The 12,629-nt window shown below is 75.6% G+C and carries 10 protein-coding genes; all 10 read right to left on the bottom strand.

Annotated elements, in window-relative coordinates:
* Window positions 1-5: 5 nt before the first annotated feature.
* From D1648_RS07630 to D1648_RS18165, 10 genes are read right to left on the bottom strand one after another with little or no spacing between them, the layout of a single operon-like run.
* Window positions 6-1,076, bottom strand: a complete 1,071-nt coding sequence (locus D1648_RS07630; RefSeq protein WP_122940363.1) for a glycosyltransferase family 4 protein — start codon at window positions 1,074-1,076, stop codon at window positions 6-8.
* The gene (locus tag D1648_RS07625; RefSeq protein WP_122940361.1) at window positions 1,076-2,854 is read right to left on the bottom strand and encodes a lipid II flippase MurJ; all 1,779 of its coding nucleotides are present in this window, start codon (window positions 2,852-2,854) and stop codon (window positions 1,076-1,078) included. The genes D1648_RS07630 and D1648_RS07625 overlap by 1 nt, the downstream gene beginning before the upstream one ends.
* Window positions 2,851-3,651: a hypothetical protein gene (locus D1648_RS07620; protein WP_122940358.1), complete on the bottom strand. Its 801-nt coding sequence runs from the start codon at window positions 3,649-3,651 to the stop codon at window positions 2,851-2,853. Before D1648_RS07620 ends, D1648_RS07625 begins: the two co-directional genes overlap by 4 nt.
* A complete protein-coding gene (locus tag D1648_RS07615; protein WP_122940356.1) occupies window positions 3,648-4,742 on the bottom strand; it encodes a copper transporter in 1,095 nt (364 codons plus the stop codon). Before D1648_RS07615 ends, D1648_RS07620 begins: the two co-directional genes overlap by 4 nt.
* Before the next feature lie 15 nt (window positions 4,743-4,757).
* Window positions 4,758-5,930: a putative cytokinetic ring protein SteA gene (gene steA, locus D1648_RS07610; protein ID WP_122940354.1), complete on the bottom strand. Its 1,173-nt coding sequence runs from the start codon at window positions 5,928-5,930 to the stop codon at window positions 4,758-4,760.
* Complete coding sequence (recN, locus tag D1648_RS07605; protein ID WP_122940352.1) at window positions 5,927-7,672, bottom strand: DNA repair protein RecN; 1,746 nt, start codon at window positions 7,670-7,672, stop codon at window positions 5,927-5,929. Before recN ends, steA begins: the two co-directional genes overlap by 4 nt.
* Window positions 7,673-7,683: 11 nt before the next feature.
* Entirely contained in the window at window positions 7,684-8,628 is a 945-nt protein-coding gene (locus tag D1648_RS07600) for an NAD kinase (RefSeq protein ID WP_122940349.1), read from the bottom strand.
* 3 nt (window positions 8,629-8,631) lie between these two features.
* The gene (locus tag D1648_RS07595) at window positions 8,632-9,492 is read right to left on the bottom strand and encodes a TlyA family RNA methyltransferase (RefSeq protein WP_122940347.1); all 861 of its coding nucleotides are present in this window, start codon (window positions 9,490-9,492) and stop codon (window positions 8,632-8,634) included.
* A complete protein-coding gene (locus D1648_RS07590; RefSeq protein WP_122940345.1) occupies window positions 9,489-10,517 on the bottom strand; it encodes an HAD-IIA family hydrolase in 1,029 nt (342 codons plus the stop codon). Before D1648_RS07590 ends, D1648_RS07595 begins: the two co-directional genes overlap by 4 nt.
* A complete protein-coding gene (locus D1648_RS18165) occupies window positions 10,514-11,857 on the bottom strand; it encodes a hypothetical protein (RefSeq protein ID WP_241155401.1) in 1,344 nt (447 codons plus the stop codon). The genes D1648_RS07590 and D1648_RS18165 overlap by 4 nt, the downstream gene beginning before the upstream one ends.
* Between the last annotated feature and the right edge of the window lie 772 nt (window positions 11,858-12,629).

The raw sequence follows: 12,629 nt of genomic DNA, 5'->3' as shown, positions 1-12,629 counted from the left end.
CCAACCTACCATCGGCGCGGGGCGGGGGCGAGGACCTCCTCGAGCTGTGCGAGGAGATCCTCGGCGCCCGGGAGCTCGCGGGCACGTCGCCGGGAGGCGGCCTCGCAGCGGCCGCGCTCGAGGGGATCGCGCAGCGCGAGCACGGCTTCGGCGAGAGCGGCGGGATCGCCGACGGGGACGAGGTGCGCGGCGGTGCCGGTCACCCAGCGGGTGCCGCCGGCGTCGGTCGCGATGATCGCGCGGCCCGCGCCGAGGGCCTCCTGGAGGGCGACGGGCTGTCCCTCCCAGCGGGCTGCGGAGAGCACGAGATCGGCGCCGGCGAGCAGGTCGGGGACGTCCTGGCGGCGCCCGAGGAGCTCGACGGGCAGGCCCTCGGCGGCGATCCGTGCGGCGAGCTCGTCGTGCAGCGGCCCGTCGCCCGCGACGAGGATCCTCACTCCCCGGCCGCGCAGCCGGGCGGCCGCGTCGAGCAGGTCGTCGAGGCCCTTCTGCGGGGCGAGCCGGGCGATGACCAGAGCGGTGAGAGGGCCGTCCGGGTGCGGCGCGCCGGGTGCCGGCGGGCGCTGCGGCGCGTCTGGCGGTGTGCTCGTCGGGGCGCCCGTGATCTCCGCGACACCGGTGCGGGAGGGGGCGGGCACCACGGCGTGTCGCACCTCCCGGGCCCCAGCGCCCCGGGCCTGCACGGCGAGATCCGGGGAGACGGCGAGGACGACGTCGGCGCGCCGGGCGAGCAGGCGCAGCAGCGCGCTGCCGACCATGCGCGTGGCGCGGGAGCCGATGGTGCGGTTGTGGAGGGTGACCACGAGGCGGTGCCCGCCGCGGCGGGGCACGGCGAGGGCGGCCAGGGCTCCGGCGCGCAGGCCGTGCGCGTGCACGGCGACCGGCTCCGGGCACCGGCGCAGCACTCGGCGCAGCGTCGCGACGGTGGCGGCGTCGAGCCGGGGGCTGGGGCGCTCCCGGATCCGCACCGGCGCCTCGGCGACGCGGTGCCCCGCGCTCTCCAGCAGCGCGAGCTCCTGGTCGACGTGGGCGGCGAGGCCGCCGCTCGCCGTGGGGCGGACGAGCAGGACGCGCATCAGCGTCCCCTCCGCAGCCGTCCCAGCACGCTGCGGGCCAGCTCCCGGTCGACCGCGGCGAGCAGCCCGGCCGAGAGCACGGCCGCGACGAGGCCGCTGAGGATCCCGGCGAGCACCGAGATCGCCTCGCCGGTCTCGACGGTCACCAGCAGGCGGTCCAGCAGGAGCCCGGGCACGGCGCCGACGAGGACGGCGAAGGGGACCGCGACCGAGGTGCGCAGGACCTGGCGGGCGTGCCCGCCGTGCTCAAGCATGTCCCAGATCCGGGAGAGCCCGACGAGGCCTCCCACGGCCATCCCCGCCGCGATCGCGAGGGCGAATGCGGTGGCGGCCTCGGCGGCCGAGCGGACGGGGCTGGGCAGGACGACCACGAGCAGGACGACCCCCGCGATCCCCCAGCCGACGGCACCGACGAGGAGCGCGTCGCGAGCGCGCAGGGCGGCCGAGAGGATGCGGGTGCACTGGGTGGAGACCGCGAAGCCGACCAGGCCGAGGGCGAGCCCGGCGGTGGCGGCGCCGACCCCGGTCGCCTCGGCGCGGTCGATGTGGCGGAAGAACTGGCCGAGGGCAGGACCGGCGGCGATCAGCATCGCGGCGCCGACCACGGAGACGGCCATGACGGTGCGGACGGACACCGCGGCGACGCGGGCGAAGCCGGTGACGTCGCCGACCAGGCGCAGCTCGGACAGGTGCGGGAACACGGAGGTCACCAGCGGCACGACGAGCACCGCGTAGGGCAGCAGGTAGAGCGCCTGGGCGTACTGGAAGACGGGCAGCGTGCCGACGCCGCCGGCCCGCATCGCCAGGGCCATCACCAGGGCGAGCACGAGCTGCTGGGCGCCGACCGCGCCGAGGCCGGCCCCGCCCAGAGCGAGGGCACGGCGCACGTGCTCGGACGGCAGACGCAGGGCGGGGCGCAGCCGCAGGCCCGCCCGGGCGGCGGCGACCGCGACGGGGGCAGCCATGACGGCGACGCCCGCGGTGGTGCCCCAGCCGAGCCACCACACGGCGGTGCGGTCGATGGTGGAGATCGTCGCCACCGACGGCACGAGCAGCGCGTAGACGCGGTAGCTGCCCATCACCACGAGGGAGGACAGCAGAGGCATCATCGCAGGCCACAGGAACCGGCGACGGGCCTGCAGGTAGGCGGCGAGCACGACCGAGATCCCGTACAGGGGCAGCTGCACGGCGAAGATCCGCAGCAGCGTGGCGCCGAGGCCGACGCCCGCCGCTCCCGCCTCGTCGGTGGCCAGCAGCAGCTCGGCGAGCGGCTCGGCGAGGAGGATCAGGACCGCGGCGAGCAGCACCGTGCCGAGCACCGTCCAGGTCAGCAGCACCGAGATGATCCGGTCGGCGAGCGCCGCTCCCCCGGCGGCGCGGCGGGCGCGCTCGGCCTCCCGCGTGCTCATCGTCGTGCTCTCGGCCGCCCGGGCCTCCCCCGCTGCGGCGGGTCCCTCGGCCCGCACGGGATCCTCCCGGGCGGGACTCCGTTCGGGGACGAGCCCTGCGACGAGGGGGACCACCGCAGCGGCCAGAGCCCCGCCCGCCACGATCTCGAACAGGACGTTCGGGAGCATGTTCGCGGTCGTGTACGCGGTGCCGACGTCGCCCGCGCCGACGCTCGCGCCGAAGACGAGATAGCGCACGAAGCCCGCGATCCGGGCGACGACGGTGACCACGAGGATCACTCCGGCGCCGCGCAGGATGGAGCGGGCGATGCCGCCCCCGCGGGAGGGGACGGCCTCGGAAGGGCGGGAGGCGGTGCCGGGCCCCGTCATCGCTCCCCCCCGCTCGGCGTGCCCGCGTCCGGGACGGGCAGGCGCCCCAGCCGGTCCAGGGACCGCAGCGCCGGGGTGCCCTCGATGACGGCGCTGAAGCTCACCCGCTCGCTGGCGAGGGTCAGCGCCACGACGCCTCCCAGGAGCGCGAACCGCGCCGGGACGGGCAGGACGCGCGTCGCGGCCGCGCCCACGGCGGCGCCGAGCACGTTCGCCCCGGCGTCCCCGAGCATGCCCCGCTCGCGCAGGTCGACGGGCAGGGCGGCCAGCCCCGGCACCAGGGCGGCGACGGCGAGCTGCGCGCCGCTGCGGGAGCGTGCGTCCTGCCCCGCGGCCAGGGCGAGGAGCGCCGCGGGCGGGAGCATCGCCTTGAGCGCCCGGCCGGGCCGCAGGTCCAGGAGGTTGGCGAGGTTCGCGCAGCCGGCCATCAGCGCCGCGTCCAGCGGCACCATCGGGCCGCCGCGCGGGCCCGGCGCCGCAGCGGTGGCGAGGAGGGCGAGCACGGGGATGCCGAGCGCCTTCGCGGCGCCGGTGGTCACCCGTCCCCGCCGCAGCGAGCTGAGGTGGCCGCGCAGCCCCTTGGACACGGGGCGCCCGGCCCGGCGCTGATGGGGCTCGAGGAGGTCGTCGAGCAGGCCGAGGCCGCCGATCCCGGTGAGCGCGGCGAGGTCCGCGGGCCGGCCGGTCCGGGCGGCGAGCGCACAGGTCCCGGCGACGACGAGAGCGCCCTCGGCGAGGCTCACCTCGCGTCCGGCGAAGTTCGTGCGGGCGAGCTCGGCGCGCAGCGCGGGGATCATTCCGCTCCCCCGCCGTCGGAGGGCGCGTCGGAGCCTTCGCCGTGCGCGTCCCCGCCGCTCTGCTCGCCGCCGGCTCCCTGGTCGGTCTCGCCGTCGGCGGCGACCTCGGCGGTCTCGGGAAGGGCGGGCAGACGATCGTCGGCGTCGGCGGTGGTGCCGTAGGCGCCCGAGCCGCCGCGCGTCTGCTCGACCAGGGCGAGCACCGCCAGGACCGGGCCGTCGGACTCCTGGAGCCGGTCGGTGGTCGACAGCGCGTCGTACGTGCGCTCGCCGCGCACGGTGCGCAGGATCCCGGTGGAGGCGTCGTTGCCCGGGGTGACGGCGGAGACCACGGCAGGCAGCCCCGTCCCGGCGAGGGTGCCGAGCATGCTGGTGCGGGAGGCGAGCAGGCCCTGTGCGCGCTCGGCCGCGGCGTCGTCGTCCTCGGTCTCGTCGGCGAGCTCCTCGGGCGCGGCGCTGGCCTGGATCACGGCGTCCACCGCGGCGGGGACCTCCCCGCCGACGGACACCATCGAACGGTCCACGAGCACCTGCCACAGCTGGCCGCGCAGAGCGGCGTCCACGCCGGAGTCCTCCTCCCCCGCCAGCAGCCGCGGCAGCATCGCGGAGAGCCGCTGGGAGTCGGTGAGCTCCTCGCCGTCCCCCTCCTCGAGCACGGCGGGCGCGATCTCGCGCACCGCGGCGACCGCATCGGCCCGCTCCTGCTCGCGGCCCGGCTCCCACAGGGTGCTCTGCAGCTCGATGACCACGACCTCGGAGGCGCCCGACTCGTCCAGCAGCGACGTGATCCGCTCGACGGGGGTGCGGGTGGAGGTGTCGTCGGTGAGGACGGCGACCCGCTTCCCCTCGAGCGTCCCGTCGACGAGGTCGGGTCCGATCTCGGTGACGAAGGAGGAGAGCTGGTCGTTCTGGGCGGAGAGCTGCTCGGCCTCGGTGCGCAGCTGCTCCTGCTCGGTGCGGAGCTGCTCGACCTGGCCGGCGAGCTGGTCGCCGAGGCTCTCGCGCAGAGGGCCCGCGCCGAGCACGATGCCGACGGCGAGTGCGAGGAACACGGAGATCAGCGAGACGAGGTGGTAGCGGAAGTCGATCACGGGGTCGGGACCCTCCTACGACCCGGTGGCCCGGGGTGTGAACAGCGTGGTGAACCAGGACAGGAGCCCGTCGAGACGGGCGAACAGGATCTGCACCAGGGCCTGCCCGCCCGGTGTGGCCCACAGCGCCACCGCGAGGGCGGCCAGACCCGCGACGGCCAGCAGCACGAGCTGGAAGGTGGAGATCCTCTGACGGTACAGGCGGGAGACGCCCTTCGCGTCGACCAGCTTCGAGCCGATCCGCAGCCGGGTGAGGAATGTCGAGCTCATGCCGGCGCGGCCCTTGTCGAGGAACTCCTCGAGGGTGCCGTGGGTGCCGACGGCCACGATGACGGAGGCGCCCTTCTCGTCGGCCAGCAGCATCGCGATGTCCTCGCTGGTGCCGGAGGCCGGGAAGGAGATCGCGTCGGAGTCCAGGCCGAGCTCCGCCAGGCGGTCCATCCCCGGGGCGCGGCCGTCGCGATAGGCGTGGACGACGAGCTCCGCGCCGCCGCGCAGCGCGCGGTCGGAGACGGAGTCCATGTCGCCGATGATCATGTCGGGCCGGAACCCGGCCTCGAGCACCGCGTCCGCGCCCCCGTCGACCCCGATGATCACCGGGCGGTTCTCGCGCAGGAACGGCTTGAGGGTCGCGAGGTCCTCCTTGTAGTGGTAGCCGCGCACCACGATCAGCACGGGACGCCCGTCCAGGCGGGTGGTGACCTCCGGCGCACCGATCCCGTCCAGCAGCAGGTCCCGCTCGCGCAGCATGTACTCCATCGTGTTCTCGGCGAACAGCTCGAGCTGCTCGGAGAGCCCCTCCCGAGCCGCCTCCTGCGAGGCGGCGATGGTCGCGTCGTCCTGCGCGGTGCCGGCGGCGATCAGGTCCTCACCGATCCTGACCCGCCCCTCCTGGACGGTGATCGTCTCCCCGTCGCGGATCCCCTCGAACACCTCGTCGCCGAGGGAGTCCACGAGCATGATCCCGGCGTCGACGAGGATCCGCGGTCCGGCGTTGGGATAACGGCCGGAGGTGGAGGCGGCGACGTTGAGGACCGCGGCGGGCTCCCGCTCGACCAGCGCCTCGGCGGCGACGCGGTCGATGTCCTCGTGGTCGATGATCGCGATCTCGCCGGGCCGCAGCCGCTTGGTGAGGTCCTTGGTGCGCTTGCCGAGCCGGGCCACGCCCTCCGCGCGGGCGCCGCTCATCGGGCCCCGCCCCGGCCGCGGCCGGCGTCCTCCGCGCGTCGCGCCTCGTCCAGGAGCTCCTCGGCGTGGGCGAGGGCGACGTCGGAGGCGTCATCCCCGGCGAGCATGCGGGCGAGCTCGCGGATCCGGCCGGCACGGTCGAGGGTCTCGACGGTCGAGCTGGTCTCGCCGTCCTGCGAGGACTTCACGATCCGCAGGTGGGTGGAGGCGTGCGCGGCGACCTGCGGGAGGTGGGTGACGACGATGACCTGGGCGTGGCGGGCCAGCCGTGCCAGGCGCTGGCCGACGGCGAGGGCGGCGCGCCCGCCGATCCCGGCGTCGATCTCGTCGAAGACGAACACGGGCGCGGCCGTGCGGTCGCTGCGCGAGGAGGCGAGCGCCACCTCGAGGGCGAGCATGACGCGGGACAGCTCGCCGCCGGAGGCGGCCTGCGCGACGGGCAGGTGGTCGGCGCCGGGGTGCGGGGCCAGCAGGATCTCGACCTCGTCGCGCCCGTGGGAGCGGTGGGCACGCCCGGTGACCGCGACGCGGATCCCGGCGTCGGGCATCTCGAGGCGGCGCAGCTCCTCCTGGACGGCGTCCGCGAGCGCGTTCGCGGCCGCGGTGCGCGCCGCCGTGAGCTGCTCCGCGGCGGCGTCGAGCTCGCCCTCGCTCTGCGCGAGGCGGGCGGCGACGGCCCCCCGCTCCTCCTCCGCGCCCTCGAAGCGGTCCAGCTCCTGCGCCGCGGCGCGCGAGGTCTCCAGCAGAGTGGTGACGTCCTCGGCGGGGCCGTCCTCGCCGGGGAGCAGGGCGCCGAGGTCGCGCACGAGCACCGTCAGCTCGTGGAGGCGCTCGTTGGCCTCCTCGATCCGGCCGGGCGAGGCGTCGATGCCGTCGGCGTAGCTGGAGAGCTCCCCGGCGATGTCGGACAGCTCGATGCGCTGCGCGTCGAGCCGCTCGGTGAGGGGCTGGAGGGTCGGATCGGTGCGGGCGGCGCGGGCGAGGGATTCCCCCGCGATGTCGAGCAGCGAGCCGGCCGACGGGCCGTCGTCGTCGCCGACGAGCGCGAGGGCGGCCTGGCCGGCGGCGCCGCGCAGCTCCTCCGCGTTGCCGAGCCGTTCGATCTCGGCGCGCAGGGACTCGTCCTCGCCGACCTGGGGATCGGCCCCCTCGAGCCGGTCCAGCGCCTCGGCCAGGGCGGTGCCGCGCCGGTCGCGCTCGGCCAGCAGCGACTCGAGCTCGGCGAGGCGCTCGGTGAGGGCGGTGCGCTCCCGCCAGATCCCGCGGTGCCGCTCCAGCAGGGGGCGGATCTCCTCGCCGGCGAAGCGGTCCAGCGCCTCGCGCTGCGCGTCGTGGTCGCGCAGCCGCTGCTGGTCGGACTGACCGTGGACGGTCACGGCGGTGCCGACCAGCCGCGAGAGCGTCCCGATCGGGACGGGGACCCCGCCGATCTGGGCGCGGGAGCGGCCGTCGCGGGTCAAGCGACGCACGACGAGCACCTCGCCGTCGTCCTCGTCGGCCCCGAGCTCGTCCATCGCCTCGGCGAGCTCGGTGTGCCCGGCGAGGGCCAGGGTGCCGTCGACGGTGCTCGAGCCGCTGGTGCGGCCGCGGTCCAGCCGCCCGCCGAGCAGCATGGTCAGCCCGGTGACGATCATGGTCTTGCCGGCACCGGTCTCGCCGGTCAGGGCGGTGAACCCGGGGCCGAACTCGAGCAGGGCGTCGTCGATCACGCCGATGTGGCGGATGCGCAGGGTGGACAGCACGGCGAGGTCCTTCAGCGGGTGCGCGGGCCGCGGCCCCGCCAGCCCACGACGGGCAGCTGGAACTTCTCGACCAGTCGATCGGCGAACGGGGTCGGCGAGAGGCGCACCAGTCGCACGGAGTGCTCGGACAGCCGTGCCTCGATCCGCATCCCGGCGACGATGTCCTCGCTGCGTCGCCCGTCGAGGGTGAGGATCGCCTCCTCGCGGTTGTCGACGGTCATCTCGACGGCGACCTCGGAGGAGCGTCCCAGCACGAGCGGGCGGGCGAAGAGCGCGTGCGCGGCGAGCGGGATCAGCATCATCGCGTCGACCTCGGGCCAGATGACGGGCCCGCCGGCGCTGAAGGCGTAGGCGGTCGAGCCGGTCGAGGTGGACAGCAGCACCCCGTCGGCGCCGAAGCTCGAGACGGGGCGGCCGTCGATCTCGATGGCGACGTTGATCATCTTCTGCCGGTCGGCCTTCTCGAGGGACGCCTCGTTCAGCGCCCAGTGGTGGGCGATCTGCTCGTCGTCCTCGTCGAGGACGGCGATGTCGAGGGTGGAGCGCTTCTCGATCTCGTAGTCGCCGTCCAGGAGACGGGCGACGGTGATGGAGAGGTCCTCGACCTCGCTCTCGGCGAGGAATCCGACGTGGCCGAGGTTCACGCCGTGCACGGGCACGTCCGCCTCACGCACCGCCTCGAGGGCGCGCAGGATGGTGCCGTCGCCGCCGAGCACGATCCCGAGCTCGACGAGGTCCGCGGCGGAGACGGCGTCGAGCACGTCGACGCCGCCGTTGGTGAGGAAGGTCAGCAGGCGCGGGGGCGCCATGTCCTCGGGCAGGGCGAGGATCTCGTCGACCTGCTCGTCGACGATGACGCCGCGCACGCCGCGGCGCCGCAGCTCCTCGAGGATGGTGAGCGTGGCGCGCAGGGCGGCGCGGCGACCGGTGTGCACGTACAGGAGGAACCGTCGCATGGGTCAGTCCTCCTCGGGGGTGTGGTGGTCGCGGCGGCGCTGCGGGACGTCCCCGCGCACGGCAGCCCCGATCATGTCACAGGCCTCGGCGTCAGGGGCGCAGGTGGCGCCGGGCGCGCGGGCCGGTGCGGGGCGCAGATGCACGAAGTACTCGCGGTTGCCGTCCTGGCCGGGCAGGGTGCTCGGCCCCACGGCGGCGAGGTGGAGGCCGACCTCGGCAGCGGCGTCGACCACCCCGCGGACGGCGCGGATCCGCTCGCCGGGGTCGGTGACCACTCCGGTGCGGGGCAGCGCCTCGCGCCCCACCTCGAACTGCGGCTTGACCATGAGCAGCAGCTGCCCGTCCGCGACGACGAGCCCGCCGAGCGGGGCGAGCACGGTGCGCAGGGAGATGAAGGAGAGATCCGCGACGACGAGGTCCACGCGCGTGCCGAGCAGCTGCGGGGTGAGGTCCCGCACGCTCGTGCCGTCGCGCACCTCGACGCGGGGGTCCTCGCGCACATGGGCGGCGAGCTGGTCGTGGCCGATGTCGACGGCGATCACGCGCGCGGCGCCTGAGCGCAGCAGCACGTCGGTGAACCCGCCGGTGGAGGCGCCGGCGTCGAGGCAGAGCAGCCCGCGCGGATCGAGGCCGAGCAGCGCGAGCGCGCCCGAGAGCTTGTGCGCGGCGCGGGAGGCGTATTCGATCCCGTCGGGCACGTCCACGACACTCAGCCGGGCGTCGGGGCCGACGGGGGCGGAGGGCTTGTCGGCCCGTCGGCCGTCGATCCGTGCCCTCCCCTCCTCGACGATGCGCCGCGCGTGGGTGCGGGAGCGGGCGAGTCCGGCGGCGAGCAGCGCGACGTCGAGCCGGTCCCCGCTCACCGCGCCGGGGCGGCGGCGGGCAGGGCGTCGGCGCCGTCGCGGTCCAGGAGTCGTCCGTGCCAGGCCTGCTCGGGGCTGACGGCGCGCAGGAGCGCGAGCACGGCGCGCAGCACGCGCGGATCCTCCGGGACGCCGTGGACGACGGCGATGTCCTCGCCCTCGCGGCGCACGCTCACGGCTCCGCAGCGGGCGGTCTCCCCGTCCACGACGGGAAGCGGGAAGGGAGCGCCGAGCTCGGAGAGGTCGGGGGCGATGGACGTGGGCCGGCGCACGGGCTCGGCGCGCAGCGCGGTCTCGACGGTGTCGACCCCGGTGAGCACCAGCAGCGCGTCCATCCCGGCGCGGACGGCGCCCTCGATGTCGGTGTCCAGGCGGTCGCCGATCACGAGCGGACGGCGTGCGCCGATCCGGCTCGCCGCGACGGTGAACATGCCCGGCTCGGGTTTGCCGGCGACCTCCGGGACGGCACCGGTGGCGTGGCGCAGCGCCGCGACGAGGGATCCGTTGCCGGGGGCCATGCCCCGTTCGGTGGGCAGGGTCGCATCGATGTTGGTGGCCATCCAGCGGGCGCCGCGGCGGATGGCGTAGGCGCCCTCGGCCAGGCGCGGCCAGTCGAGGTCCGGGGACCAGCCCTGGACGACGGCGGCGACGTCCTCGGCGTCCGCGTCGACGGGCTCGAGCCCGTCGGTGCGCAGCTGGTCGGCGAGGCTCGGGCCGCCGACGACGAGCACCTTCGCGCCGGGGTCGAGATCCTCGGCGAGCAGCCGGGAGGCGACCTGCGGGGAGGTGATGAACTCCTCGGGGCTCGCCGTGAGGCCGATGACCGCGAGGTGGTCGGCGGCCTGCTGCGGGGTGCGCGAGGCGTTGTTGGTGGCGAAGACGACGGCGCGGCCGGCGGCGCGTGCGCCCTCGACGGCCTCGACGGCGTGCGGGATGGGGCGCGCGCCGTGCATGAGGGTGCCGTCGAGGTCGAACAGCAGCGCGTCGTGGAGGTCCAGGAGAGAGAGGTCGGGACGACGGATCATGCGGGCTCCTCCCGGGAGGCGGGGCTCGCTTCCTCATCCGGCTGCGCTTCCCGGTCCCGCACCTCGGACTCCTGGTGCTCCTCCGCGCCCTCGTCCGTCGGCTCCGCGGCGTCGGGCTCCTCCTCGGCCTCCGGGTCGAAGGCGTCGAGCACGCTGATCTGCTCGTCACCCTCCCACACGGGGTCCTCCGCCGGAACGGGGGCAGGCCGCCCGAGCCGCTCGGCGGCGTCGGTGAGCCCGTCGGTGTCGGCGTCGGCGGCGAGCGTGATCCAGCGCCGCGCCTCGTCCTCGCGGTCCGCACGCTCGAGGAGGTCGGCGTAGGCGACCCAGAGCCGCACCTGCCAGCGGCCGTCGACCTTGTGGCGCAGCGCAGGGATCTCGAGGGTGCGCAGAGCCGTCTGGACGTCCCCGGTGTCGGCGTAGGCGCCGGCGACGACCATCATGAGCTCGATCGCGGCCTCGACGCCGAGGTCGTTGGCGGCCTCGGAAGCGGCGATGTCGAGGGCACGCTCAGGGCGTCCCAGCCCGCGCTCGCAGTCGGCGATCATCGGCAGCACGTCGGTGCGGCCGGTGATGCGCATCGCGGTGCGCAGCTCCCTCGAGGCGGTGCGGTAGTCCCCGGCGTGATAGGCGAAGATCCCGTGGACCTCGCGCACCACGCCGACGCGGCCGCCGAGGCGCGCCGCGAAACGCGCATGGGCGAGGGCGGTCTCGGGATCGCTGTACTGCAGCAGCTCGGCGGAGACGAGATGGCGGCCGACGCGCTCGGCGGTCTCCTTGCTCAGGCCCCGCAGCTCCTCGCGCGTGTCCTTGTCCAGCTCCCGGCCGGTGATGCCCTCCGGGACGCGCGGCTCGATCGGGCGATCGGCGCGCTGCTCCTCGCCGGGACGGCCGCCGCGTCGGCCCTCGCGCCCCCGGTCCCGGGGGGCGCCGTTCCGGGCACCGTCGTCCCGATGCCCGCGGCCATCGCGTCGATCGCGGTCGTCACGACGTCCCCGGTCGTCGCGGCGGTCCCGCTGCTCGCGGTCAGGACGGACGTCGCGTCGGCCGCGCCCCCCGCCGCGGCCGTCGTCCGAGCGGCCTCGGCGGTCGTCGCGTCGCGGGCGCTGGTCCTGGCGACCCCGCTGCTCGCCGCGCTGACCGCCCTCGCGTCGGGCGTCGCGGTCCCGATCGCCGCGGTAGGGCCGCGAGGTGCCGTCCCGCCGATCGCGGGCTCCGTCGCGTCGTGCGCCGGTGGGCGCACCCGACCGGCGCGCCGAGCCGTGCTCGTGATGCCGCTGACCGTCACGACCCCTGTCGTCGCGGCCGCGGTCGCTCCCGTCGTTGCTGTGATCAGCCACCTGGACCGTCCGCCTCTTCGTCTCGCCCTATGCGCTTGTCCCCCGCGACTCTAAGCGAGGGCGGACCCTTGACCCTCGGGTAACGGCGTCATCCGTGACTGCTTTCACGAGGTGCGCTGGGCCGACGGGACGGGCCCGTGGGCCGCGGCACAGGGACCCGCGACGTGCGCGACCGCCCACGTCTCCGAGGAGGGCGATCAGGACTGGCCGAACGACGACGAGGCGCAACGCCTCCACGACGGTGACCCGATCGCGCTCGGCGCTCGCACCGCGCGCCACACCTCCGGACACACTCCCGAGCGGCTCGCCTTCCTGGTGTCCGACGAGTCTTTCGCCCGCTCCCCGGGGGCCTGCTCAGCAGCGACGTCGTCCTCGCCGGCGACCTGGGCCGGCCGGATCTGGGCCACGAGGCGGATCCACGCGCGGCTGGCGTGATCGTCTTCTGTCGGTCGGGACTGCGTGCATCGGTCGCCGCGGCCGCTCTGCGTCGCCCCGGTCACGACGTCGTCGAGCACGAGGGAAGTTCCGCGGGCACGACACAGAGCCCGCCATCACCGACCGTGCGCCGGCTGGACCCTCCTCATCACCCTCCGACCACCGCGAAGGCGCGCGGTCCCGGACGGGCGCGTCCGGTTTCGGGCATGACAAAAGGGAGTGGTGGAGGCGAACACCCTGACGGGGTTCCAGCACTCCACCACTCCCGATGAAAGATGTCCGGCGGCGACCTACTCTCCCACACCCTCCCGAGTGCAGTACCATCGGCGCGATCGAG

Origin of the sequence: Brachybacterium sp. EE-P12, from assembly GCF_003711805.1 — a bacterium.
GTDB lineage: Bacteria > Actinomycetota > Actinomycetes > Actinomycetales > Dermabacteraceae > Brachybacterium.
Note: the sequence above shows the minus strand (reverse complement) of the source record. Positions and strands in the feature narration are given on the sequence as shown.

Coding starts and splice junctions, on each gene's coding strand:
- D1648_RS07630 (WP_122940363.1), bottom strand. CDS start 1,076: ATGCGCGTCCTGCTCGTCCGCCCCACGGCGAGCGGCGGCCTCGCCGCC.
- D1648_RS07625 (WP_122940361.1), bottom strand. CDS start 2,854: ATGACGGGGCCCGGCACCGCCTCCCGCCCTTCCGAGGCCGTCCCCTCC.
- D1648_RS07620 (WP_122940358.1), bottom strand. CDS start 3,651: ATGATCCCCGCGCTGCGCGCCGAGCTCGCCCGCACGAACTTCGCCGGA.
- steA (WP_122940354.1), bottom strand. CDS start 5,930: ATGAGCGGCGCCCGCGCGGAGGGCGTGGCCCGGCTCGGCAAGCGCACC.
- D1648_RS07600 (WP_122940349.1), bottom strand. CDS start 8,628: ATGCGACGGTTCCTCCTGTACGTGCACACCGGTCGCCGCGCCGCCCTG.
- D1648_RS07590 (WP_122940345.1), bottom strand. CDS start 10,517: ATGATCCGTCGTCCCGACCTCTCTCTCCTGGACCTCCACGACGCGCTG.